The organism is Mesorhizobium sp. M1A.F.Ca.IN.020.06.1.1, assembly GCF_004023265.1.
Lineage (GTDB): Bacteria > Pseudomonadota > Alphaproteobacteria > Rhizobiales > Rhizobiaceae > Mesorhizobium.
In genome coordinates, this window is the sequence record NZ_RZSR01001476.1 from 1 (window position 1) to 919 (window position 919).

Sequence of the window (919 nt, forward strand, 5' to 3'; positions counted from 1 at the left end):
TCGTTGTAGGAGGTGATGATGCCGAGGTTGGGCACGCGATCGCCGCCGAGCGCCACCTTCTCCGATGGGCTGCAGACGGCAAAACCGTGGGCGAGGTTGCCGCAGGAGAGCACCGCGCGGTTGGCGGCGCGTCCCGACGCCTCCGCGATGCGGCCGAGATAGGCTTCGCGACCGGCCTTCGAGCGTTGGCGGATGCGTTCGGTGATGGCTTCGATGTCGCGTCTGGCTGTCATGGCTGGTCCTTTCGGGCCCCGGAAAACGTCCTCCCACAGCCTCCGGGGCTGTTCCTTTGGTGAAATCAGGGTGCCCAGAACACCTCTACCGGTATCGGCGCCACCTCGAGCACGTTGCGGATGGGCTTTTTCATGCCCGCTCCCATCGCGCCGTCGAAGGCAATACGCTTGTCCTCTCCCTCGATGTGGAGCGCGATGAAACCGGCGGCAACGATCCGCGCCATCGACAGTGTCAGCCGCGGCTCGCCGGCGCTTTGCGCATGCACGGCCAGCACGATCCGCGGTGAGGATGGGTCGATGAGCTCGGCGAGATTGCCGGCATCGGGAAAGAAGGAGGCAGTGTGGCCGTCGGCACCCATGCCAAGCACCACCACATCCAGCGGCCAGGGCAATGATTGCAGGGCCTCGCTGTCCGACGCCGCTGCGTCCTCGATGGTCGCCGCCTCATGGTAGAGCGGCACGAAGCGCGCTGCCGCTGCCTTGTTCTGGAGCAGGTTGGCCGCCACCAGCCCGGCATTCGAGCGCGGCGAGGAGGTCGGCACGAAACGTTCATCGACCAGCGTCACGGTGACCTTGTCCCAGGCGATCGGGATTAAGGAGAGCGCGGCGAAGAATTTTGCCGGCGTCGTGCCGCCGGATACGGCGAGCAGCGCCGTGCCGCGGTCGGTGATCGCCTTGGTCAGGCG

Annotated in this window: 1 protein-coding gene and 1 pseudogene; both read right to left on the reverse strand. The window is 66.4% G+C overall.

What is annotated here, in order from left to right:
* Nucleotides 1–233 (reverse strand): annotated as a pseudogene (locus tag EOA60_RS34985) (phosphogluconate dehydratase); the annotation flags it as partial.
* 65 nt (nucleotides 234–298) lie between these two features.
* Nucleotides 299–919: 6-phosphogluconolactonase (gene pgl, locus EOA60_RS34990; protein ID WP_128312729.1), on the reverse strand; the 621-nt coding region annotated here is incomplete at its 5' end.